The organism is Enterobacter sp. E20 (genome assembly GCF_000801755.2).
In the GTDB taxonomy this organism is placed as follows: Bacteria; Pseudomonadota; Gammaproteobacteria; order Enterobacterales; family Enterobacteriaceae; genus Enterobacter; species Enterobacter asburiae_B.
This window is the reverse complement of the sequence record NZ_CP012999.1, coordinates 3,301,430-3,324,718: the sequence shown is the minus strand read 5'-3', so window position 1 is coordinate 3,324,718 and position 23,289 is coordinate 3,301,430. Positions and strand designations below refer to the sequence as shown.

The 23,289-nt window shown below is 55.9% G+C and carries 15 protein-coding genes; 9 read left to right on the top strand and 6 right to left on the bottom strand.

The window, feature by feature from the left end:
* The first annotated feature begins 179 nt into the window (after window positions 1-179).
* Window positions 180-1,532, top strand: coding sequence for a glycerol-3-phosphate transporter (gene glpT, locus NI40_RS15450; protein ID WP_024908206.1), 1,353 nt, complete (start codon window positions 180-182; stop codon window positions 1,530-1,532).
* A gap of 11 nt (window positions 1,533-1,543) precedes the next feature.
* Window positions 1,544-2,602, top strand: coding sequence for a glycerophosphodiester phosphodiesterase (gene glpQ / locus NI40_RS15445; RefSeq protein WP_039263206.1), 1,059 nt, complete (start codon window positions 1,544-1,546; stop codon window positions 2,600-2,602).
* A gap of 105 nt (window positions 2,603-2,707) precedes the next feature.
* On the opposite strand, the gene yfaE is transcribed toward glpQ, so the two are convergent.
* The 4 genes from yfaE to ubiG form a co-directional block, all read right to left on the bottom strand.
* Window positions 2,708-2,962: a class I ribonucleotide reductase maintenance protein YfaE gene (gene yfaE, locus NI40_RS15440; protein WP_023294104.1), complete on the bottom strand. Its 255-nt coding sequence runs from the start codon at window positions 2,960-2,962 to the stop codon at window positions 2,708-2,710.
* The gene (gene nrdB / locus NI40_RS15435; protein ID WP_023312514.1) at window positions 2,962-4,092 is read right to left on the bottom strand and encodes a class Ia ribonucleoside-diphosphate reductase subunit beta; all 1,131 of its coding nucleotides are present in this window, start codon (window positions 4,090-4,092) and stop codon (window positions 2,962-2,964) included. The genes yfaE and nrdB overlap by 1 nt, the downstream gene beginning before the upstream one ends.
* Before the next feature lie 49 nt (window positions 4,093-4,141).
* Window positions 4,142-6,427: a class 1a ribonucleoside-diphosphate reductase subunit alpha gene (nrdA, locus tag NI40_RS15430; RefSeq protein WP_023312513.1), complete on the bottom strand. Its 2,286-nt coding sequence runs from the start codon at window positions 6,425-6,427 to the stop codon at window positions 4,142-4,144.
* 347 nt (window positions 6,428-6,774) lie between these two features.
* Window positions 6,775-7,503 (bottom strand): bifunctional 2-polyprenyl-6-hydroxyphenol methylase/3-demethylubiquinol 3-O-methyltransferase UbiG, encoded by a 729-nt coding sequence (gene ubiG / locus NI40_RS15425; RefSeq protein ID WP_039263205.1) that lies wholly within the window; start codon window positions 7,501-7,503, stop codon window positions 6,775-6,777.
* Window positions 7,504-7,649: 146 nt separating this feature from the next.
* Between ubiG and gyrA the strand changes: the two genes are divergently transcribed.
* Both gyrA and rcsC read left to right on the top strand, forming a co-directional pair.
* Window positions 7,650-10,286: a DNA topoisomerase (ATP-hydrolyzing) subunit A gene (gene gyrA, locus NI40_RS15420; RefSeq protein ID WP_039263204.1), complete on the top strand. Its 2,637-nt coding sequence runs from the start codon at window positions 7,650-7,652 to the stop codon at window positions 10,284-10,286.
* A gap of 135 nt (window positions 10,287-10,421) precedes the next feature.
* Window positions 10,422-13,268, top strand: a complete 2,847-nt coding sequence (rcsC, locus tag NI40_RS15415; protein WP_039263203.1) for a two-component system sensor histidine kinase RcsC — start codon at window positions 10,422-10,424, stop codon at window positions 13,266-13,268.
* Window positions 13,269-13,358: 90 nt separating this feature from the next.
* On the opposite strand, the gene rcsB is transcribed toward rcsC, so the two are convergent.
* Both rcsB and rcsD read right to left on the bottom strand, forming a co-directional pair.
* A complete protein-coding gene (gene rcsB, locus NI40_RS15410) occupies window positions 13,359-14,009 on the bottom strand; it encodes a response regulator transcription factor RcsB (protein ID WP_003859405.1) in 651 nt (216 codons plus the stop codon).
* A 16-nt stretch (window positions 14,010-14,025) separates the two neighbouring features.
* On the bottom strand, window positions 14,026-16,698 hold the full coding sequence (rcsD, locus tag NI40_RS15405; RefSeq protein ID WP_039263201.1) for a phosphotransferase RcsD: 2,673 nt from the start codon (window positions 16,696-16,698) through the stop codon (window positions 14,026-14,028).
* Between the two features lie 743 nt (window positions 16,699-17,441).
* Here rcsD and NI40_RS15400 point away from each other — a divergent pair.
* The 5 genes from NI40_RS15400 (at window position 17,442) to NI40_RS15380 (ending at window position 23,224) form a co-directional block, all read left to right on the top strand.
* Window positions 17,442-18,554 (top strand): porin OmpC, encoded by a 1,113-nt coding sequence (locus NI40_RS15400; RefSeq protein WP_039263200.1) that lies wholly within the window; start codon window positions 17,442-17,444, stop codon window positions 18,552-18,554.
* 114 nt (window positions 18,555-18,668) lie between these two features.
* Window positions 18,669-19,724, top strand: coding sequence for an FAD:protein FMN transferase ApbE (gene apbE / locus NI40_RS15395; protein ID WP_033146056.1), 1,056 nt, complete (start codon window positions 18,669-18,671; stop codon window positions 19,722-19,724).
* A gap of 72 nt (window positions 19,725-19,796) precedes the next feature.
* Window positions 19,797-20,855: a bifunctional DNA-binding transcriptional regulator/O6-methylguanine-DNA methyltransferase Ada gene (gene ada, locus NI40_RS15390; protein WP_039263199.1), complete on the top strand. Its 1,059-nt coding sequence runs from the start codon at window positions 19,797-19,799 to the stop codon at window positions 20,853-20,855.
* The gene (alkB, locus tag NI40_RS15385; protein ID WP_039263198.1) at window positions 20,855-21,511 is read left to right on the top strand and encodes a DNA oxidative demethylase AlkB; all 657 of its coding nucleotides are present in this window, start codon (window positions 20,855-20,857) and stop codon (window positions 21,509-21,511) included. Before ada ends, alkB begins: the two co-directional genes overlap by 1 nt.
* 69 nt (window positions 21,512-21,580) lie before the next feature.
* Window positions 21,581-23,224: a multidrug ABC transporter permease/ATP-binding protein gene (locus NI40_RS15380; RefSeq protein WP_039263271.1), complete on the top strand. Its 1,644-nt coding sequence runs from the start codon at window positions 21,581-21,583 to the stop codon at window positions 23,222-23,224.
* The last annotated feature ends 65 nt before the right edge of the window (window positions 23,225-23,289 follow it).

Here is a 23,289-nt window from a genome sequence, read left to right as displayed (position 1 = left end):
ACGCGCGAAATTCGAAAGTGGAACGTGATTTCATGCGCTTTTTTGCGCATTCTGTCATATTTCTGTAACAATCTGTGCGTTGATTCACAGTAACAATCACCGTGATTTCTTAACATCCCCGCCTCTGGAATTCAGGTGCGAGCCACCTGCCCATTCAATTCAAGGCCACGGAGGCTGTTATGCTCAGTATCTTCAAACCTGCGCCGCACAGGGCGCGTCTGCCAGAGGCAGAAATTGATCCGCTATACCGCCGTCTGCGCTGGCAAATTTTCCTGGGGATCTTCTTCGGGTACGCGGCGTACTACCTTGTACGTAAAAACTTCGCGCTCGCCATGCCGTATCTGGTGGAGCAGGGCTTCTCCCGCGGCGATCTGGGGTTCGCGCTCTCGGGGATCTCAATTGCCTACGGTTTTTCCAAATTCATCATGGGTTCCGTGTCGGATCGCTCGAATCCGCGCGTATTCCTGCCCGCCGGCCTGATCCTGGCGGCCGCGGTCATGCTGTTCATGGGCTTTGTGCCGTGGGCGACGTCCAGTATTGCGATTATGTTCGTGCTGCTGTTCCTCTGCGGCTGGTTCCAGGGGATGGGGTGGCCGCCGTGCGGACGTACCATGGTGCACTGGTGGTCGCAGAAGGAACGCGGCGGCATCGTGTCGGTGTGGAACTGCGCGCATAACGTCGGTGGCGGTATTCCGCCGCTGCTGTTCCTGCTGGGGATGGCCTGGTTCAACGACTGGCACGCTGCGCTCTATATGCCTGCCTTTGGCGCCATCGTCGTGGCGATTTTCGCCTTCGCGCTGATGCGCGATACGCCGCAGTCCTGCGGCCTGCCGCCGATTGAAGAGTACAAAAACGACTATCCGGATGATTACAGCAAGGAGCACGAAGAAGAGCTGACCGCAAAACAGATCTTCATGAAGTACGTCCTGCCGAACAAGCTGCTGTGGTACATCGCGGTGGCGAACGTGTTCGTTTATCTGCTGCGCTACGGCATTCTGGACTGGTCCCCGACCTACCTGAAAGAGGTGAAGCACTTCGCGCTGGATAAATCGTCCTGGGCCTATTTCCTGTATGAATATGCCGGGATCCCGGGCACGCTGCTTTGCGGCTGGATGTCGGACAAGGTGTTTAAAGGCAACCGCGGCGCGACGGGCGTGTTCTTTATGACCCTGGTCACCATCGCGACCGTCGTTTACTGGCTCAACCCGCCGGGCAACCCATCAGTAGACATGGCCTGCATGATCGTCATCGGCTTCCTGATTTACGGTCCGGTGATGCTGATCGGTCTGCACGCGCTGGAGCTGGCGCCGAAAAAAGCGGCAGGCACGGCGGCAGGCTTTACCGGTCTGTTCGGCTACCTGGGCGGTTCGGTCGCGGCGAGCGCCATCGTGGGCTACACCGTTGACTTCTTCGGCTGGGACGGCGGCTTTATGGTGATGATCGGCGGCAGCGTGCTGGCGGTACTGCTGCTCATTGTGGTCATGATCGGTGAGAAACGTCACCACGCGGAAGTGCTGGCGCGTCGTCAATAAGGAGCATTGCGATGAAATCATCTTACGTAACAACCGGCCTGCTGCTGGCGGGCCTGATGACAGGCTCCGCGCTGGCGGCGGATAAAATCGTTATTGCCCACCGCGGCGCCAGCGGCTATCTGCCGGAGCATACGCTCCCGGCGAAAGCGATGGCCTATGCCCAGGGCGCGGATTATCTGGAGCAGGATCTGGTTATGACGAAGGACGACCAGCTGGTCGTCCTGCATGACCACTATCTTGACCGCGTGACGGACGTGGCGGAGCGTTTCCCGGACCGCGCGCGCAAAGATGGCCGCTACTACGCCATTGATTTCACCCTGGCGGAGATCCGTTCCCTGAAGTTTACCGAAGGCTTTGAGATTGAAAACGGCAAGAAGGTGCAGGTCTATCCGGGACGTTTCCCGATGGGCAAATCTGACTTCCGGATCCATACCTTCCAGGAAGAGATTGAGTTTGTTCAGGGTCTGAACCACTCAACCGGTAAAAATATCGGCATCTACCCGGAGATCAAAGCGCCGTGGTTCCACCATCAGGAAGGCAAAGACATTGCCGCGAAGACGCTGGAGGTGCTGAAACAGTACGGCTACACCAGCAAGAAGGACAAAGTTTACCTGCAGTGTTTTGACGCCGCCGAGCTGAAGCGCATCAAAACCGAGCTGGAGCCGAAGATGGGGATGAACCTCAATCTGGTTCAGCTGATTGCCTATACCGACTGGAATGAAACACAGGAGAAGCAGCCGGACGGCAAGTGGGTGAACTACAGCTACGACTGGATGTTTAAGCCGGGCGCGATGAAGCAGATTGCGCAGTACGCCGACGGTATCGGGCCGGATTACCACATGCTGGTGGCGGAAGGCTCAACGCCGGGCCACGTGAAGCTGACGGCGATGGTGAAAGAGGCGCACGCCAGCAGGATGCAGGTGCATCCGTATACCGTGCGTGCAGACCAGCTGCCGCCGTATGCCACGGACGTGAATCAGCTTTATGAGGTGTTGTATAACCAGGCGGGCGTGGACGGACTGTTTACGGATTTCCCGGATAAAGCGGTCGAATTCATTCACCGGAAGTAGGTTTGGCAGGTCGGGTAAGGCGAAGCCGCCACCCGACAATCAGGCTCTGCGGCCTGATACCCTCACCCTAACCCTCTCCCACCGGGAGAGGGGATACGGACAACATCACATCTCTATCTCTATATCGCCTTTTGCCCGGCAGCAGCAGGGCAAAATTTCCCCTTCGTTGATAAAGGCCAGCGGCTCGGTCAGCCAGTCCACCTGGCCGGCGACCAGGCGGCAGCGGCAGGAACCGCAGTAGCCGGAACGACACTGGTACTCTACTTCTACCTGATGCGCCTCAAGCGCCACCAGCAGAGAAGGGTGCTCCTCCCGACACAGCACCTCAGTGCCGGAAAGACGTAGCGTGACGCGTGACATCAGAGCTGGAAGTTGCTCAGGTCGTCGGTGTTGACTTCAGAATCAATCTGACCGACCAGATAAGAGCTGACTTCCACTTCCTGCGGCGCAACCTGCACGTTATCGGACACCAGCCAGGTATTGATCCACGGAATCGGGTTAGAGCGCGTCTGGAACGGCAGGTCAAGACCGACAGCCTGCATGCGGATGTTGGTGATGTACTCAACGTACTGGCACAGGATGTCTTTGTTCAGGCCAATCATGGAGCCGTCGCGGAACAGGTAGTCTGCCCACTCTTTCTCCTGCTGAGCCGCCAGCACGAACAGGTCGTAGCACTCCTGCTTGCACTCTTCGGCAATTTCCGCCATCTCCGGATCGTCCGTCCCGCTGCGCAGCAGGTTCAGCATGTGCTGGGTACCGGTCAGGTGCAGGGCTTCATCGCGGGCGATCAGACGAATGATTTTGGCGTTGCCTTCCATCAGCTTGCGCTCGGCAAAGGCGAAGGAGCAGGCAAAGCTCACGTAGAAGCGGATCGCTTCCAGCGCGTTAACGCTCATCAGGCACAGGTACAGCTGTTTTTTCAGCGCGCGCAGGTTAACGGTGATGGTTTTACCGTTCACGTTGTGGGTGCCTTCGCCCAGCAGATGCCAGTAGCTGGTCATCTCGATCAGCTCGTCGTAGTAATGGGCAATGCCTTCCGCGCGCTTCTGGATCTGCTCGTTGGTGACGATATCGTCAAACACCACCGCCGGATCGTTCACGATGTTGCGGATGATGTGGGTGTAAGAGCGGGAGTGGATCGTCTCGGAGAACGCCCAGGTTTCCACCCAGGTTTCCAGCTCAGGAATGGAGATCAGCGGCAGCAGCGCCACGTTCGGGCTACGACCCTGAATGGAGTCCAGCAGCGTCTGGTACTTCAGGTTGCTGATGAAGATATGTTTTTCGTGATCCGGCAGCGACTGGTAGTCAATACGGTCGCGGGAGACGTCCACTTCTTCCGGGCGCCAGAAGAAGGAGAGTTGCTTTTCAATCAGCTTTTCGAAGATGTCATATTTTTGCTGATCGTAGCGTGCCACGTTGACCGGCTGGCCGAAGAACATCGGCTCTTTGAGCTGGTCGTTTTTCGTCTGTGAAAAGGTGGTATATGCCATGAGTGTGTCCTGTCTTACGAAATAAAGGCGGGGATATCCCCGCCCTTCATTAGATCTTACATGCGCCGCTTTCGCAGCCATCGTCCTGAATTGACGGTACCATGTCGTCCTGCGCGTCTTCCGCACCGTCACGGGTGTTGTGATAGTACAGCGTTTTCACGCCAAATTTGTAGGCGGTGAGCAGGTCTTTCAGCAGCTGCTGCATCGGTACCTTGCCGGACGGGAAGCGCGTCGGGTCATAGTTGGTATTGGCAGAGATCGACTGGTCGATAAACTTCTGCATGATACCCACCAGCTGCAGGTAGCCGTCGTTGTTCGGCATTTCCCACAGCAGCTCGTAGTTATTACCCAGCGTTTCGTAATCCGGTACCACCTGACGCAGCACGCCGTCTTTCGACGCTTTGATGCTGACGTGGCCGCGCGGCGGTTCAATACCGTTGGTGGCGTTAGAGATCTGTGAAGAGGTCTCGGACGGCATCAGGGCAGAGAGCGTTGAGTTACGCAGGCCATGGGTCTTGATGGACTCGCGCAGACCTTCCCAGTCGAGGTGCAGCGGTTCGCTGACGATCGCATCCAGGTCTTTCTTGTAGGTGTCGATTGGCAGAATGCCTTTCGCGTAGGTGGTTTCGTTGAACCACGGGCACGCGCCTTGCTCTTTCGCCAGCTCGTTAGAGGCTTTCATCAGGTAGTACTGAATCGCTTCGAACGTCTGGTGCGTCAGGTTGTTAGCGCTGCCGTCGGAGTAACGCTTGCCGTTTTTCGCCAGCCAGTAGGCGAAGTTGATCACGCCGATACCCAGGGTACGGCGGCCCATTGCACCGCGTTTAGCGGCCGGGATTGGGTAATCCTGGTAGTCCAGCAGGGCGTCGAGCGCGCGAACCGCCAGCACCGCCAGCTCTTCCAGCTCGTCCAGGCTCTTAATTGCGCCCAGGTTGAACGCGGAAAGCGTACACAGCGCGATTTCGCCGTTTTCGTCGTTCACGTCTTCCAGCGGTTTGGTCGGCAGGGCGATCTCCAGGCACAGGTTAGACTGGCGCACTGGCGCAACTACTGGATCAAACGGGCTGTGGGTGTTGCAGTGGTCCACGTTCTGGATGTAGATACGGCCGGTAGAGGCACGTTCCTGCATCATCAGGGAGAACAGGTCTACCGCCTTCACGCGCTGCTTGCGGATGCTGTCGTCTTTTTCGTATTTGGTGTACAGACGCTCGAACTCGTCCTGATCGGCAAAGAACGCGTCATACAGGCCCGGAACGTCGGACGGGCTGAACAGGGTGATGTCTTCGCCTTTCAGCAGACGGGTGTACATCAGCTTGTTGATCTGCACGCCGTAGTCCATATGGCGCACGCGGTTGCCTTCCACGCCGCGGTTGTTTTTCAGAACCAGCAGGCTTTCCACTTCCAGGTGCCACATCGGGTAGAACAGGGTCGCAGCACCGCCGCGCACGCCGCCCTGAGAGCAGGATTTTACTGCCGTCTGGAAGTGTTTATAGAACGGGATACAGCCGGTGTGGAACGCTTCACCGCCGCGAATCGGGCTGCCCAGCGCACGGATGCGACCGGCGTTGATGCCGATACCGGCACGCTGGGAGACGTATTTCACGATCGCGCTGGAGGTGGCGTTGATGGAATCCAGGCTGTCACCACACTCGATCAGTACGCAGGAGCTGAACTGACGGGTTGGGGTACGCACGCCAGACATGATTGGCGTTGGCAGAGAAATTTTGAACGTGGATACCGCATCGTAGAAACGCTTCACGTATTCCAGACGGGTGTCACGCGGGTAGTTAGAGAACAGGCAGGCGGCCACCAGAATATAGAGGAACTGGGCGCTTTCGTAGATCTCACCGGTTACACGGTTCTGAACCAGGTATTTGCCTTCGAGCTGCTTCACCGCCGCGTAGGAGAAGTTCATGTCGCGCCAGTGATCGATAAACCCGTTCATCTGCTCGAACTCTTCTTCCGTATAGTCTTCCAGCAGATGCGTGTCGTATTTGCCCAGCTCAACCATTTTCACCACGTGATCGTAAAGCTTCGGCGGCTCAAACTGGCCGTAGGCTTTTTTACGCAGGTGGAAAATCGCCAGACGTGCAGCGAGGTACTGATAATCCGGTGCTTCGCGGGAGATGAGGTCTGCCGCTGCTTTAATGATTGTTTCGTGGATATCAGACGTTTTGATGCCGTCGTAGAACTGAATGTGGGAACGCAGTTCAACCTGGGAGATAGATACGTTGTTCAGTCCTTCTGCTGCCCAGTCGAGAACTCGATGGATTTTGTCCAGATTGATACGCTCGGTAGTACCGTCGCGCTTTGTCACCAGCAGACTCTGATTCATGTGGGTTTTACCTGTCCGTGAAATAAAAAATATCCCCCGTTTATCCACAGATCCGCCTTGTGACTAACTCTGTGGATAAATACTACATGTAGGGGGTTTGCGATAAGAAAAACGCTATATGGTGAGTATTCTAGTATCGAATCTTTTCAGCACAAGGGTTGATTTTGGCGTTAAATTGAGGTTGTGAAAGAGTAAAAAAGGCTAAGTCCTCGTACCGTAAGGCCTGGAAGACATGTCAATAATTAAGAAAAAAAATTCAAAATTTGATCGAGTGCTGATTTCTTCAACGGGAGGTCAGAATTGCGCAACATGATGTCGCGCAATCTTTATAAGAATAACGAATGACGTTAGTCGTTTTTGGCGGTGGTATGCAACATATAGTTAACATCTACGCCCGGTGCAAGCTTGAATTTATCGGTCAACGGATTGTAGTGCAGGCCGGTGATGTGCTGCTCTTTGAGCCACGTCTGGTCAACCCAGCTTAACAACTCCGCAGGCTTGATGAATTTCTTCACGTCGTGCGTCCCTTTCGGCACCATGCGCAGCACATACTCCGCGCCGACAACGGCCATCAGCCAGGCTTTACCGTTACGGTTGATGGTTGAGAAGAAGACCTGGCCGCCCGGTTTCACCAGTTTTGCACAGGCGTGCACCACCGACTGCGGATCGGGAACGTGCTCCAGCATCTCCATGCAGGTCACCACATCGTACTGATGGGCGTGTTTTGCCGCGTGCTCTTCCACGGTTTCCTGCACGTATTCCACCTGTATGCCGGACTCCAGCGCGTGAAGGCGGGCCACCTGGAGCGGTTCAAAGCCCATATCCAGGCCCGTAACATTCGCCCCTTCGCGCGCCATGCTCTCAGCCAGGATGCCGCCGCCGCAGCCGACGTCGAGCACTTTCTTACCGAACAGACCGCCGGAACGCTCCGCGATATAGCCCAGACGCAGCGGGTTAATGCGATGCAGCGGTTTGAACTCACCTTCGAGATCCCACCAGCGGGACGCCACCGCTTCAAATTTGGCAATCTCTTCGTGGTCAACGTTGTGAGCCACCGGGGATTTTTCGGCATTCATGGGCGCTTTTACTCCTTATTTAGCAAGACAAAGGAGTATATCAGGCAATCCCCGTGAATAAAGCGTATAGGTTTACCTCAATCACCTCGGCTGTGTTATAATTTGCGACCTTTGAATCCGGGATACAGTAGAGGGATAGCGGTTAGATGAGCGACCTTGCGAGAGAAATTACACCGGTTAACATCGAGGAAGAGCTGAAGAGCTCCTATCTGGACTATGCGATGTCGGTCATTGTTGGCCGTGCGCTGCCGGACGTCCGCGATGGCCTTAAGCCGGTACACCGTCGCGTACTATACGCCATGAACGTATTGGGCAATGACTGGAATAAAGCCTATAAAAAATCTGCCCGCGTCGTCGGTGACGTCATCGGTAAATATCACCCGCATGGTGATACCGCCGTTTATGACACCATCGTTCGTATGGCGCAGCCATTCTCCTTGCGTTACATGCTGGTAGATGGTCAGGGTAACTTTGGTTCAGTCGACGGCGACTCCGCTGCGGCGATGCGTTATACGGAAATCCGTATGTCGAAAATCGCTCATGAGCTGATGGCCGACCTGGAAAAAGAGACCGTTGATTTCGTCGATAACTACGACGGCACCGAGCGCATCCCAGATGTGATGCCAACCAAGATCCCGAACCTGCTGGTTAACGGTTCGTCCGGTATCGCGGTCGGTATGGCAACCAACATTCCGCCGCACAATATCACCGAAGTGATCAACGGCTGCCTGGCCTATATCGACGATGAAGACATCAGCATTGAAGGGCTGATGGAACACATCCCGGGTCCGGACTTCCCAACGGCGGCGATTATCAACGGTCGTCGCGGTATTGAAGAAGCGTACCGCACCGGCCGCGGCAAGATTTACATCCGTGCCCGCGCCGAAGTGGAAGCGGACGCTAAAACCGGCCGTGAAACCATCATTGTTCACGAGATCCCGTATCAGGTGAACAAAGCGCGTCTGATTGAAAAAATCGCCGAGCTGGTAAAAGAAAAACGCGTTGAAGGCATCAGCGCGCTGCGTGACGAGTCTGACAAAGACGGTATGCGCATCGTGATTGAGATCAAACGCGACGCGGTGGGTGAGGTTGTGCTGAACAACCTGTACTCCCAGACTCAGCTTCAGGTTTCCTTCGGTATCAACATGGTTGCGCTGCACCATGGTCAGCCGAAGATCATGAACCTTAAAGAGATCCTGAGCGCGTTCGTGCGTCACCGCCGTGAAGTGGTGACCCGTCGTACCATCTTCGAACTGCGCAAAGCCCGCGACCGTGCGCACATCCTTGAAGCGCTGGCGGTTGCGCTGGCCAACATCGACCCGATCATCGAACTGATCCGTCGTGCGCCAACCCCGGCGGAGGCGAAAGCCGCCCTGATTTCCCGTCCGTGGGATCTGGGTAACGTCGCCGCGATGCTGGAACGTGCGGGCGATGACGCAGCGCGTCCTGAGTGGCTGGAACCTGAGTTCGGCGTGCGTGACGGTCAGTATTACCTGACTGAACAGCAGGCTCAGGCGATTCTGGATCTGCGTCTGCAGAAACTGACCGGCCTTGAGCACGAGAAACTGCTCGACGAATACAAAGAGCTGCTGGAACAGATTGCTGAACTGCTGCATATCCTGGGCAGCGCAGAGCGTCTGATGGAAGTGATCCGTGAAGAGCTGGAGCTGGTCCGCGATCAGTTCGGCGATGCGCGCCGCACCGAAATCACCGCGAACAGCTCTGATATCAACATTGAAGACCTGATCAACCGCGAAGACGTGGTGGTCACCCTGTCTCACCAGGGCTATGTGAAGTATCAGCCGCTGACCGACTACGAAGCACAGCGTCGTGGCGGTAAAGGTAAATCTGCGGCACGCATTAAAGAAGAAGACTTTATTGACCGCCTGCTGGTGGCGAACACCCATGACACGATCCTCTGCTTCTCCAGCCGCGGTCGTCTGTACTGGATGAAAGTCTATCAGCTGCCGGAAGCGAGCCGTGGCGCGCGTGGTCGTCCAATCGTTAACCTGCTGCCGCTGGAAGCGAATGAACGTATCACCGCCATCCTGCCGGTACGCGAGTACGAAGAGGGCGTGAACGTCTTTATGGCGACCGCCAGCGGTACCGTGAAGAAAACCGCGCTGACCGAGTTCAGCCGCCCACGTTCCGCCGGGATCATCGCGGTGAACCTGAACGAAGGCGACGAGCTGATCGGTGTGGATCTGACCTCCGGTTCTGATGAAGTGATGCTGTTCTCTGCGGCCGGTAAAGTGGTGCGCTTTAAAGAGAACGCCGTTCGTGCAATGGGTCGTACCGCTACGGGCGTTCGTGGTATCAAACTGGCTGGCGAAGACAGCGTTGTTTCTCTGATTATTCCGCGCGGTGAAGGGGCTATCCTGACCGTGACGCAGAATGGTTACGGTAAACGTACGGCGGAAGGGGAATACCCAACCAAGTCTCGCGGCACGCAGGGCGTTATCTCTATCAAAGTGACCGAGCGCAACGGTTCCGTTGTGGGCGCGGTGCAGGTAGACGATGCCGATCAGATCATGATGATCACCGATGCCGGTACGCTGGTGCGTACCCGCGTCTCTGAGATCAGCGTGGTTGGGCGTAACACCCAGGGCGTGATCCTCATCCGTACAGCGGAAGATGAAAACGTGGTGGGTCTGCAGCGCGTTGCTGAGCCGGTGGATGACGAAGAGCTCGATTCCATCGACGGTAGCGTTGCGGAAGGCGATGATGATATCGCGCCGGAAGCCGACACCGACGATGACGTAGCGGATGACGCTGACGAGTAATGTCTCCTGATGCAAAAAAGGGCCGGATTCCGGCCCTTTTCTTTTGCACAAGCAGATAAGTCAACGTTGCGACCTGGCGCGTTTACCGCTACCTTAACCACATTCTTTTGACCCCGACGGCGGAGCCTCGCCCCCTTGAAATACCTCGTCTCCTTTCGTACTACGCTGAAAGTTTCTCGCTATCTGTTTCGGGCGCTGGCGCTCTTGCTTTGGCTGCTGGTGGCCTTGTTCTCGGTGTTTTACATCGTTAACGCGCTACACCAGAAAGAAGCGGAGATCCGCCAGGAGTTTAACTTAAGCTCCGACCAGGCCCAGCGCTACATCCAGCGAACGTCTGACGTGATGAAGGAGCTGAAGTATATTGCCGAAAATCGTCTGACGGCGGAAAACGGCATCCTTGCGCTTCGCGGGCGTAACGACAAAACCGAAGTCCCGGACTTCCAGCCGCTGTTCCCGGACTCCGATTGCTCCACCATGAGCAATACCTGGCGCGGGTCGCTGGAATCCCTTGCCTGGTTTATGCGCTACTGGCGCGACAATTTCTCCGCCGCCTATGACCTGAACCGCGTATTCCTGATTGGCAGTGAAAATCTCTGCATGGCTGACTTTGGCCTGCGCGACGTGCCCGTTGAGCGTGACGATGCGCTGAAAAGCCTGCATGAACGTATTGTGAAATACCGCAATGCGCCGCAGGACGAGCGCGGGAATAACATCTTCTGGGTTAGCCAGGGCCCGCGCCCGGGCGTGGGCTATTTCTACGCCCTGACGCCGGTGTATCTGGGCAATCGCCTGCAGGCGCTGCTGGGGATTGAGCAGACCATTCGTATGGAAAACTTTTTCACTCCGGGCAGCCTGCCTATGGGGGTGACCATTCTGGATGAAAACGGTCATCAGCTGATCTCACTCGCCGGGCCGGATAACCGGTTAAACGTTGAACCGCACTGGATGCAGGAGCGGTCGTGGTTTGGCTATACCTCGGGCTTCCGCGAGCTGGTGCTGAAAAAGAGCCTGCCGCCTTCGTCGCTGAGTATTGTCTATTCGCTGCCGGTAGATATGGTGCTTGAGCGGATACGTATTCTCATCATGAATGCGATTCTGCTGAACCTGATCGCGGGCGGGGCGCTGTTTACCCTGGCGCGCATGTATGAGCGGAAAATCTTTATTCCGGCCGAAAGCGACGCCCAGCGGCTGGAGGAACACGAGCAGTTTAACCGGAAGATTGTCGCGTCGGCGCCGGTGGGGATCTGTATTCTGCGTACCCAGGACGGAACCAACATCCTGAGTAACGAGCTGGCGCATAACTACCTGAACATGCTGACGCACGAAGACCGCCAGAGGCTGACGCAAATTATCTGCGGTCAGCAGGTTAACTTTGTCGACGTGCTCACCAGCACGCACACCAACCTGCAGATCAGCTTTGTGCATTCCCGCTATCGCAATGAAAACGTGGCGATTTGCGTGCTGGTGGATGTCTCCGCGCGCGTGAAGATGGAAGAGTCGTTGCAGGAGATGGCGCAGGCCGCGGAGCAGGCCAGCCAGTCGAAATCCATGTTCCTTGCCACCGTCAGCCACGAGCTGCGAACGCCGCTGTACGGGATCATCGGTAACCTCGACCTGCTGCAGACCAAAGAGCTGCCGAAAGGGGTCGACAGGCTGGTGACGGCAATGAACAACTCCTCCAGCCTGCTGCTGAAAATCATCAGTGATATTCTCGACTTCTCTAAAATTGAGTCTGAGCAGCTGAAAATCGAACCGCGGGAGTTCTCGCCGCGCGAGGTCATGAACCACATCAGCGCCAACTATCTGCCGCTGGTGGTGCGTAAACAGCTGGGGCTCTACTGCTTTATTGAACCTGACGTGCCGCTGACGCTGCACGGCGATCCGATGCGCCTGCAGCAGGTCATATCAAACCTGCTCAGCAACGCCATCAAATTCACCGACGTTGGCTGTATCGTGTTGCACGTTTGCCGGGCGGGGGATTACCTGAGCATTCGCGTGCGCGACACGGGCGTCGGCATCCCGGCGAAGGAAGTGGTCCGCCTGTTCGACCCGTTCTTCCAGGTCGGGACCGGCGTGCAGCGTAACTTCCAGGGCACCGGACTGGGGCTGGCGATTTGTGAGAAGCTCGTCAGCATGATGGACGGCGATATCTCTGTGGATACCGAGCCCGGCATGGGCAGCCAGTTCACCATCCGTATTCCGCTCTATTCGGCGCAGTATCCGGCAAAAGCGACGGTGGACGGGCTGAGCGACAAGCGCTGCTGGCTGGCGGTGCATAACGCCTCGCTGAATGACTACCTGACGGCGCTGCTTGCCCACAGCGGCGTGAGGGTGTGTCTCTATGAAGGTCAAACACCGGATGTGGACGATGTGCTGATTGCCGACGAGATGCCGGAGCAGCCGTGGCAGGGGAGAGGGTCGGTGCTCTTCTGCCGTCGCCACATCGGCATTCCTGTCGAGCGTGCACCAGGGGAATGGGTACACAGTGTTGCAACGCCGCACGAGCTGTTGAGCCTGCTGGCGCGCATCTACAAAGTGGAGCTGGAAGAGCGCGACGGCGCGGGCGGATTGCCGTCACCGGAGTCTCTGGCGTCGGTGAATGACGATATGATGATTCTGGTGGTGGATGACCATCCGATTAACCGCCGCCTGCTGGCTGACCAGCTTGGATCGCTGGGCTACCAGTGCAAAACCGCCAATGACGGTGTGGATGCGCTGAATGTGCTGAGTAAAAATCATATTGATATCGTGCTTAGCGACGTCAACATGCCAAACATGGACGGCTACCGTCTGACGCAGCGCATCCGACAGCTTGGCCTGACGCTGCCGGTGGTGGGCGTAACGGCGAACGCGCTGGCGGAAGAGAAACAGCGTTGTCTGGAGTCAGGCATGGACAGCTGTCTGTCGAAACCGGTGACGCTGGACGTGCTGAAGCAGACGTTGTCGATTTACGCGGATCGCGTGAGAAAAACCAGAATATAAAAAAGGCCCGTAAGGGCCTTTTCGTTTTTTCACCCTCTCCCCGTGGGAGAGGGACGGGGTGAGGGCATCAGGCCGCACACCCGTCCGGGATCAATCCTTGTCCGTTGCGCTCAGCGTAACGGAGGAGAGATAGTTCAGCAGAGCAATATCGTTGTCCACGCCCAGCTTCATCATCGCTGATTTCTTCTGGCTGCTGATGGTTTTAATGCTGCGGTTCAGCTTCTTGGCAATCTCGGTTACCAGGAAACCTTCTGCGAACAGGCGCAGAACTTCACTCTCTTTCGGGGACAGGCGTTTGTCACCGTAGCCACCCGCGCTGATTTTTTCCAGCAGACGAGAGACGCTCTCAGGCGTGAACTTCTTGCCTTTCTGCAGCGCAGCGAGCGCTTTTGGCAGATCGGTCGGGGCGCCCTGTTTCAGCACAATCCCTTCGATGTCCAGATCCAACACCGCGCTCAGGATCGCCGGGTTGTTGTTCATGGTCAGAACAATGATCGAGATATCCGGGAAGTGACGCTTAATGTATTTGATGAGCGTGATCCCATCACCGTATTTGTCTCCAGGCATGGAGAGATCGGTAATGAGCACGTGTGCATCAAGCTTTGGGAGGTTATTGATCAGTGCTGTAGAGTCTTCAAATTCACCGACTACATTCACCCACTCGATCTGTTCAAGTGATTTGCGAATACCGAACAGTACAATCGGATGGTCATCGGCAATAATTACGTTCATATTGTTCATGTATAAGGCTACCTTGCTACAGCAAGCTTTTGACGTAGGCGTCAATGTCGCTGATGTATTTTTCAATGCCAGAGGCATCTTTCTCACGAATTAGATGTTCCAGCGTTTCACATAACTGCTTGCCGGGAACCAGATTAAGCATGGCAAACACCCCTTTAAGCCGGTGTGCTGTCTGTGCCAGCGCTGCAAAATCATTCGCAGCGGACTCAGTATACAACCGCTTAACATCATCTGGTACTGTATCAACAAAGAGTGAATAGTATCCGCTGGCGTGAAGCTCGGCATTTTCATTGCCGCCTAACGGTGACTCCGTTATCTCTTCCTGCGCCAGCTGCTCTTCTATTAGTTGTAGTACAGCTTCCTGCATCGCATTGCTTATATTAAAGTTGACGCGCAGCTGGCCAGGGCCGATTTTCCGCACGCCTGACTCATCATCGCTTAAAAGCAAGCCGGAGGCAGTAAGATTAGACGGATTATCAGTTAAAAACAGATCAAATTCTTGACTTGCAAGTCTTTCATCCGGCGTGATGCAGGCCGCTCCCCAGTTTTCTAACTGACGAACGACAATATTGCGGATCTCGTTCGAGGTCACGTCGACCATCACCACGACGTCATCCAGCAGACGTTCCTCATCTTCTTCCTGCGGATTGGCCGCCATTTTCACGTGCAGAGAATAGCGGGTGCCGAGGGATTCACGAGCTTTGATATTCAGGTGGCCGCCGAGCTTACGCGCCAGCTGATCGCACAGCCAGAAGGTCAGGGCATTGGCCTTGCCGTAGCGATCGCTCTGCGTGTCATTCAGGAACGGGAAGTGCAGATTATCAATTTCACTCGTTGTGACGCCTTCCCCGGTGTCCAGGATGCGGAACGTCAGACGGTCTTCTGCCGACTCCTCGGTGCTGACTTCAAGGGTGATTTTGCCGATCTGCGTGGTGGTCACGGCATACTGAATAATCATCAGCAGAATGCGGCGCAGCGCTTCGCGATCGCCGTGGCGTTCGTCATTCGCAGGGAGATTGTTATTGATCAGCAGCTGCAGCCCTTTGCGCTTGATGACGGGCAGTACTTCAGGCACCACTTCATCGATCAGATCCTGAATGGAGAAGAGGGCTGGCGTTCCCTTCCAGAAATCATTCTCCAGCATGTTCGCCAGCTGGATCTCATCAACCATTCTGACCAGCGAATCGGCCTGGCAGGCAAGCTGGTGGCTTTCAGAGGTGTTTAACGCCGCCGCCTGGGTCGCCAGCGTTTTTAACGGCTGCTTGAAGGCATCGCCAATGTTCTGCATAAATGCGGCGCGCCCCTGCTGGTTTTTCTCATACAGCCTTTGCGCCTGCTTGAGCTTCTTATTGACCAGCACTTCGCGATCCTGGTCGCGAATAATGAAGATTTGCGTGCGGGGAGCCACCTGGCTGCGGAACTGACGGATCTCGTACAGTTCATTGTTGATGGTGGCCTGAATCACCCCCTGGTGTTGATCCGCCATGGTGGTGATGTTCTGCAGGTTAAGATGCGGCAGCAGATGGTCGGCAATTTTGTTGCTCATCACCGTACGATTCGCCTCCTGATCGTGAACCAGGACCCCAAGCGGCAGCACGGAAACAATCTCTTCATTCAGTGCACGCAATACGCGCAGCTCATTGCTGGTGCCGGCCGGAACCGCAGAGGCGTCGCTCTGACGACCCGTCTGGAAACGGAAGGTGCTGTAGCCAAACAGGGCCAGCGCCAGCAGACCGATATTCAGCAGCAGAGGCAGCAGGATATTTTGCAGGGTGTCGAGCAACAGCGTGCCAAACGGTACCTGCCACACCAGGCGCATACCGGTCGAGTTCAGCGATGAGGCAATTTCGATTTTCGAGCCGTTAAAGGAGATCGATACGCTCTCTGCGGCCTCTTTGTCAGACGCCGCACGCATGTTCTGGGTGCTGGTGTCTGGCTCCAGGCGGAAGCTGTCGAGCGGCATGTCCGGCGGGATTAAATCATTAATCGGTAAATCGAAGGCCACTACCGTCGCCAGATGTCCGGGCTGGTTGAACGTGGTACGCAGGGTAAAATAATGGCCGTTTTGCCAGGCCAGACGACGCAGGGAAGAGAAACTCTCACGTTCATCAAGGGCGTTCGCCTGCTGCAGCATCTCTGCCCGGCGGGAATCGACGATGCTGCCCACGGTTGTCTCTTTAAAGCCGGACGAGAGATCTTTTAACGGCAGCGTTGAGATCAGGATCATGCTGTTATCCTGACCGTTCAGATAATACATCGACCACGGTACCGTTTCGGCACCCCAGAGGGTATCCAGATAGGTCGAAATACGCTGCGTCATCTCAAGCGTCGCGCTGTCGTGAGAACCGAAAATAAGAGCCTCGGTCTTACGCTGCGGTTTTTCGAGATAATAGACATCCTGCTTAAGCCGCGTCTCCTGAAGTCCATCCCCGGATGAGGAGGTCGGGGCAGCCGCGATATTGTCGTAAATCTGCCAGGTGGCGTAGCGCCAGGTGTCTATGCGCTTGTGCACGGCATGAGTGATATCAACGACCTGATAGCTCTTATCCTTCAGCCAGGCGTTAACCGCGCTTTGTACCATCACCCCCATGGTGACTAACAGCACAACGATCAAAAGAAGAAAGAAACGGGTGATGCTCCCGGGGAGAAGGGAGAATTTGCTCGGGGCGGTAGTTTCAGTCTGACTCATTGATATCTTTAACCCGTTATGGTCGTGCTCTGTGGCGATAGGGCAGTATAAAGGGTAATAACTGAATTTCCAGCGCGACTGTCCGGGAAGAGGCGACTTTTTCTCCGGACAATATCGGCGGCAGGGAGTGCAGAAAACATGTACAAACGCGCCATGCGCGTACAAATAATCGACCCACGCCGTCAATAAATAGCACGAATTAACAAGAAATTAAGTCTTGTACCAATTTATGGACTTCGAAGAATACCCGAAGAGAATTTAGTTAATAGTCGTTACAATTACGGTGCGGTAGCACAAAAAAAGAGAAGTTACGTAAAGAAAGGTAAAAAAAAACCGAATGCGAAGCATCCGGTTCAATTAGGGATAAACAGACATTCAAAACTGAATGACGGTAATAAATAAAGTTAATGATGATAGCGAGAGTTATTTTAGAGATTAGCTGCGATCTTGTTTTGTCATTCAGTGCTGTAACGGATTTTATTGTAACTTACTGATGTTTATGGGGTGATTTTTTCGTTTGATTATAAGTGCTAATTTTCTAAGCTATTTGTGCTTTGTAAAAGTTCCTTGATATTTACATTTTGAAACATGTTGATAGATAAATGAAACATCTTCAAAGTTTTCGTATCATATTCGCATTGGATTATTCTGTAATTTTGAGGAGAATGAAATTGCCGACTGGTTAATGAGGGTTAACCAGTAAGCAGTGGCAATTATAAGGCATATAACAGAGGGTTAATAAAATGAAAGTTAAAGTACTGTCCCTCCTGGTACCAGCACTCCTGGTGGCAGGCGCAGCAAATGCGGCCGAAATTTATAACAAAGATGGCAACAAATTAGATCTGTACGGCAAAGTCGATGGTCTGCACTATTTCTCTGACGACAAGGGTGCCGACGGCGACCAGACCTACATGCGTCTTGGCTTCAAAGGCGAAACTCAGGTTAACGAGCAGCTGACCGGTTACGGCCAGTGGGAATACCAGATCCAGGGCAACACCTCCGAAAGCGAAAACGATGCCTGGACGCGTGTGGCGTTCGCGGGTCTGAAATTCGGTGACGCGGGTTCTTTCGATTACGGTCGTAACTACGGCGTAATCTACGACGTAACCTCCTGGACTGACGTTCTGCCAGAATTTGGCGGCGATACCTACGGCGCAGACAACTTCCTGCAGTCCCGTGCTAACGGCGTAGCGACCTACCGTAACCAGGACTTCTTCGGTCTGGTGGATGGTCTGAACTTTGCCCTGCAGTATCAGGGTAAAAACGGCAGCGTAAGCGGTGAAAACGTAGGTGGCCGTAGCCTGCTGAAACAGAACGGCGACGGCTACGGTGCATCCGTGACCTATAACCTGGGCGAAGGTTTCAGCGTGGGCGGCGCAATGTCCTCCTCCAAACGTACCGCCGATCAGAACGGCGCAAGCGTTTACGGTCATGGCGATAACGCAGAAGTCTATTCTGGTGGCCTGAAATACGATGCCAACAACATCTATCTGGCAGCGCAGTACTCCCAGACCTACAACGCAACCCGTTTCGGTACCTCTAACGGCAGCAGCCCGACTACCGCTTACGGCTTCGCTAACAAAGCGCAGAACTTCGAAGTGGTTGCTCAGTACCAGTTCGACTTCGGCCTGCGTCCATCCGTGGCTTACCTGCAGTCTAAAGGGAAAGACATCGAAGGTTACGGCGATCAGGATCTGCTGAAATATGTTGATGTTGGTGCGACTTACTACTTCAACAAAAACATGTCCACCTACGTGGATTACAAAATCAACCTGGTTGATGAAAATGAATTCACCCGTCAGGCGGGTATCGGTACTGACGATATCGTCGCGCTGGGCCTGGTTTACCAGTTCTAATCGCTTCACCGTGTGACGTAAGGGGCCTGATGGCCCCTTTTTTGTGCTTCCCGGATTCTCACAACTCACCCGTTTTGGTGTACTCTTGCCGCCCTGGCATGAGGATAATAATGAATGGACATGACTTTTTTACGCGCCAGCTTTCTGGCTATGCTTTTTTTCCTGACCGCGTGTAACGATCCCACTCCCGTGGCGAAAACCGACGCACCCGCCGCGACGGTGCTCGAAGGCAAAACGATGGGCACCTTCTGGCGCGTCAGCGTGATGAACCTCGATAAAACGCGCACAGATGAACTTCGCGGCAAAATCCAGTCTCAGCTGGATGCCGACGATCAGCTGCTCTCAACCTATAAAAATGATTCGGCGCTGATGCGCTTTAATCTCTCCACCAGTACCTCCCTGTGGCCGGTGAGCGAAGCGATGGCCGATATCGTGACCGAATCCATACGCGTGGGTTACAAAACCAACGGGGCGATGGATGTGACCGTCGGACCTCTGGTGAACCTCTGGGGATTTGGCCCTAACAAACAGCCGATGACCACGCCTGAACAGGCGGCCATTGATGACGCCCGCGCCCGGACAGGGCTGCAGCATCTGACGGTGATCAATCAGTACGGGCAACAGTACCTGCAAAAAGATATCCCCGATCTGTTTGTCGATCTGTCGACGGTTGGGGAAGGCTATGCGGCGGATCATCTTGCTGCGCTGATGGCCCAGGAAGGCATTTCCCGTTATCTGGTCTCCGTGGGCGGCGCGTTAGTCAGCCGGGGGATGAACGCCAGCGATAAGCCGTGGCGCGTAGCGATTCAAAAACCGACCGATCGGCAAAATGCCGTGCAGGCGATAGTGGATATCAACGGTCACGGCATCAGTACTTCCGGAAGCTACCGTAACTATTACGAGCTTGACGGGAAGCGTATTTCGCATGTTATCGATCCGCAGACCGGCCGTCCCATCACGCATAATCTGGTCTCGGTGACGGTCATTGCCCCCACTGCGCTGGAAGCGGATGCCTGGGATACCGGATTAATGGTTCTCGGCCCGGAAAAAGCCAAAGAGGTGGTTCGCCAGGAAGGACTGGCGGTTTATATGATCACCAAAGAGGGCGACGGGTTCAAAACCTGGAGCTCGCCGCAGTTCAAGAGTTTCCTGGTGCACGACAAAAATTAAAAAGCAAGGTTGCGGGTTTTTTATCACTGGCGCTCAGGCACGCTCTATGTATGCTTACATGAGGAGCCGATAATGAGAAACCCGACCTTTATTACCGATGAGGATCGCTGGCAGGCCGTGCTGGCCCGCGATCCGCGCGCTGACGAGCGGTTTGTCTTCGCCGTGCAGACGACGGGAATTTTCTGCCGCCCGTCATGCCGCGCCCGCCACGCGCTGCGTAAAAACGTCCGCTTTTATCCCGATGCCCACCACGCCGTTCAGGCAGGGTTTCGCCCGTGCAAGCGCTGCATGCCGGACAAACGCGATCCGCAGGAGCAGAAGCTGGCAAAAGTGGAACACGCCTGTCGTCTTCTGGAGCAGGATCCCACGCTAACCCTGGAGGGGCTGGCGCAGCAGGTCGCCATGAGTCCTTTCCATTTCCACCGTCTGTTTAAGTCCGTGACCGGCATGACGCCAAAAGCCTGGCAGCAGGCGGCGCGAGGCCAGCGCCTGCGCACCGCGCTTGCACAGGGTGACAAAATTACCGACGCCGTGCTGGCGGCGGGTTTTCCCGACAGCAGCAGCTATTATCGTAAAGCCAACGATGCGCTGGGCATGACGGCGAAGCAGTACCGCAAAGGGGAGGTGGCGGTGCGTTATGCCATCAGCGACTGTTCGTTAGGACGCTGTCTGGTGGCAGAAAGCGAGCGGGGGATCTGCGCGATCCTGCTGGGTGACAGCAATGAAGAATTAGCCGAAGAGCTTGCCGCGCAATTTCCAAAAGCAGCACATGCGCCGATGGAAGAGGATTTCGCGCAGCGGGTCCAGCAGGTGATTGCCAGTATTGATAATCGCGACGTACCGCTTGCGCTGCCGCTGGATATTCGCGGAACCGCGTTCCAGCAGCGCGTCTGGCAGGCCCTTCGCAACATTCCCTGCGGCGAAACGGCAAGTTACCAGCAGGTGGCGCAGGCGATTGGCCAGCCCAGTGCGGTACGCGCCGTTGCCGGAGCCTGTGCGGCAAACACGCTGGCGATTGTGATCCCCTGTCATCGCGTGGTTCGTAACGACGGCGCGCTGTCGGGTTACCGTTGGGGGACGGCGCGAAAAGCGCTATTACTGAAACGTGAGGCGAAACGCCAGGAGGGATAATGCTCGATCTTTTTGCGGATGCTGAACCCTGGCAGGAACCGCTTGCGCCGGGGGCTGTGATCCTGCGCCGCTTTGCGCTCTCCCGTGCGGCGGCGCTGCTGGCCGGTATCGACGAGGTGACGGCGGTTTCGCCGTTTCGCCATATGGTGACGCCGGGCGGCTACACCATGTCGGTGGCCATGGCCAACTGCGGGGATCTGGGCTGGGCGACGAACGAGCGGGGCTATCTGTATGCCCCGAACGATCCCGCTACCGGCCAGCCGTGGCCCCCGATGCCTGCGGTTTTTCAGGCTCTCTGCCACGAGGCCGCCGTAGCAGCGCAGTATCCTGACTTCCGGCCGGATGCCTGCCTGATCAACCGCTACGCCGTTGGCGCGAAGCTCTCGCTGCATCAGGACAAGGATGAACCCGATCTGCGCGCGCCTATCGTCTCGGTATCGTTAGGTTTGCCTGCCGTCTTCCAGTTTGGGGGATTACGCCGCAACGACCCGCTCAAGCGCATCATGCTGGAACATGGCGATGTGGTGGTGTGGGGCAGAGAGTCGCGGCTGTATTATCACGGCATTCAGCCGCTGAAACCCGGGGTTCACCCGCTCACGGGCGAGTACCGTTATAACCTGACCTTCCGTCAGGCGGGGCACGGTAAACTAAAATAAGAATTATTCTTGATGTACACGCAGGGCAGTTTACACTGCTGGCTGATTTTTATTGTCCGGATTGCCTGCATGCAACTACTTCTCCTCGTCTGGCGTCAGTATCGCTGGCCCTTCATTGCAGTAATGGCGTTAAGCCTCGCCAGCGCCGCGCTGGGTATTGGCCTGATCGCGTTTATTAACGTGCGGTTGATTGAAATGGTCGATACCTCGCTCTCCGTTCTGCCGGAGTTTCTCGGCCTGCTGCTCCTGTTGATGGCTGTTACGCTCGGTTCCCAGCTGGCGCTGACCACGCTCGGGCACCATTTCGTTTTCCGTTTGCGCAGTGAGTTTATCAAGCGGATCCTGGACACTCAGGTTGAGCGCGTTGAGCAGCTCGGCAGCGCATCCCTGCTGGCGGGGCTGACCAGCGACGTGCGCGCCATCACCATCGCGTTCGTTCGGCTGCCGGAGCTGGTGCAGGGGATCGTTCTGACCTTTGGCTCGGCTGCCTATCTCGCCTGGCTCTCCAGCAAAATGCTGGCGGTGACCGCCCTGTGGATTGCCATTACCATCTGGGGCGGCTTTATGCTGGTGTCGCGCGTCTATAAACACATGGCGGTGCTGCGCGAAACCGAAGATAAGCTCTACAACGATTACCAGACGGTGCTGGAAGGGCGCAAAGAGCTCACCCTGAACCGCGAACGCGCCGAGCATATCTTTAATCATCTCTATATCCCGGACGCGCGCGAATACCGTCATCATATTATTCGCGCCGACACCTTCCACCTGAGCGCGGTGAACTGGTCAAACATCATGATGCTGGGTGCCATTGGCCTGGTATTCTGGATGGCGAACGGCCTGGGCTGGGCGGACACCAACGTCGCGGCAACCTACTCGCTGACGCTGCTGTTTTTACGCACGCCGCTGCTCTCGGCGGTCGGTGCGCTGCCCACCCTGCTGAGTGCGCAGGTGGCCTTTAATAAGCTCAAAAAATTCGATCTCGCGCCGTTTAAAGCCGAATTCCCGCGCCCGCAGGCCTTCCCTAACTGGCAGACGCTGGAGCTGCGTAACGTCACGTTCCGCTATCAGGACAGCGCCTTCTCCGTGGGGCCGGTCAACCTGACGATCCGCCGCGGTGAACTGCTGTTCCTCATCGGCGGCAACGGCAGCGGTAAATCTACGCTGGCGATGTTGCTGACTGGACTCTATCAGCCGCAGTCGGGCGAGATTTTGCTGGATGGCAGGGCGCTGAGCGCGGAGAAGCCCGAGGATTACCGCAAGCTTTTCTCGGCGGTGTTCACCGACGTCTGGCTGTTCGATCGGCTGCTGGGGCCGGAAGGGCAACCGGCCAATCCTGCGCTGGTGGAAAAATGGCTGGCGCAGCTGCAGATGTCGCACAAGCTGGAGTTACAGGACGGGAAGATCCTCAACCTGAAGCTTTCCAAAGGGCAGAAAAAGCGCGTGGCGCTGCTGCTGGCGCTGGCGGAAGAGCGTGACATCATCCTGCTGGACGAGTGGGCTGCGGATCAGGACCCGCATTTCCGCCGCGAGTTTTATCAGGTGCTGCTGCCGCTGATGCAGGAGATGGGCAAAACCATTTTCGCCATCAGCCACGACGATCACTACTTCATTCATGCTGACCGCCTGCTGGAGATGCGTGACGGCAAGCTGAGCGAGCTGACCGGTGAAGAGCGCGATGCGGCATCGCGTGACGCGGTAGCGCGCACGGCCTGATGCCCTTACCCTGGCCCTCTCCCACTGGGAGAGGGGATAAATCGTGGCCGCGATGCCGCTTTTTT

Excerpts from the sequence above, each read along its gene's own strand:
- glpT (WP_024908206.1), top strand. The coding sequence starts at position 180 with ATGCTCAGTATCTTCAAACCTGCGCCGCACAGGGCGCGTCTGCCAGAG.
- glpQ (WP_039263206.1), top strand. The coding sequence starts at position 1,544 with ATGAAATCATCTTACGTAACAACCGGCCTGCTGCTGGCGGGCCTGATG.
- yfaE (WP_023294104.1), bottom strand. The coding sequence starts at position 2,962 with ATGTCACGCGTCACGCTACGTCTTTCCGGCACTGAGGTGCTGTGTCGG.
- nrdB (WP_023312514.1), bottom strand. The coding sequence starts at position 4,092 with ATGGCATATACCACCTTTTCACAGACGAAAAACGACCAGCTCAAAGAG.
- nrdA (WP_023312513.1), bottom strand. The coding sequence starts at position 6,427 with ATGAATCAGAGTCTGCTGGTGACAAAGCGCGACGGTACTACCGAGCGT.
- ubiG (WP_039263205.1), bottom strand. The coding sequence starts at position 7,503 with ATGAATGCCGAAAAATCCCCGGTGGCTCACAACGTTGACCACGAAGAG.
- gyrA (WP_039263204.1), top strand. The coding sequence starts at position 7,650 with ATGAGCGACCTTGCGAGAGAAATTACACCGGTTAACATCGAGGAAGAG.
- rcsB (WP_003859405.1), bottom strand. The coding sequence starts at position 14,009 with ATGAACAATATGAACGTAATTATTGCCGATGACCATCCGATTGTACTG.
- rcsD (WP_039263201.1), bottom strand. The coding sequence starts at position 16,698 with ATGAGTCAGACTGAAACTACCGCCCCGAGCAAATTCTCCCTTCTCCCC.
- NI40_RS15400 (WP_039263200.1), top strand. The coding sequence starts at position 17,442 with ATGAAAGTTAAAGTACTGTCCCTCCTGGTACCAGCACTCCTGGTGGCA.
- apbE (WP_033146056.1), top strand. The coding sequence starts at position 18,669 with ATGGACATGACTTTTTTACGCGCCAGCTTTCTGGCTATGCTTTTTTTC.
- ada (WP_039263199.1), top strand. The coding sequence starts at position 19,797 with ATGAGAAACCCGACCTTTATTACCGATGAGGATCGCTGGCAGGCCGTG.
- alkB (WP_039263198.1), top strand. The coding sequence starts at position 20,855 with ATGCTCGATCTTTTTGCGGATGCTGAACCCTGGCAGGAACCGCTTGCG.
- NI40_RS15380 (WP_039263271.1), top strand. The coding sequence starts at position 21,581 with ATGCAACTACTTCTCCTCGTCTGGCGTCAGTATCGCTGGCCCTTCATT.